We start from the raw sequence: 276 nt of genomic DNA on the forward strand, positions 1-276 counted from the left end.
AGTTTTTGGATTAAGCTGGTACACAAGAGGTTTAAAAGGCAAAAGTTTCTTATTGGTTGACAGGAAATTGGCTATGTGAGTGCTGTAAAAAGAAGTAGCTTCCAAAGCGATAACGACATATTCAAGTTTGTTAGAAACAAGGCAATTGGCGATAGCCTCAGCGATGTATTCAGCACCTATTCTGTTATTTTTAGTATCAAAATCAAGGAGTTTATTGTTTTGGAAATCGATTGCACAAACTGTATTAGTTAGAGAACTCACATCGATACCGACGAA

General features: G+C 36.2%; 1 protein-coding gene. It reads right to left on the reverse strand.

Going from position 1 to position 276, the window contains the following annotated elements; translation table 11 throughout:
* Positions 1–276, reverse strand: a 276-nt coding sequence (locus AD60_RS10040; protein WP_146048852.1) for a transposase, incomplete at both ends; no start/stop codon positions are given.

Source organism: Petrotoga sp. SL27, from assembly GCF_002924605.1.
GTDB classification, from domain to species: Bacteria; Thermotogota; Thermotogae; order Petrotogales; family Petrotogaceae; genus Petrotoga; species Petrotoga sibirica.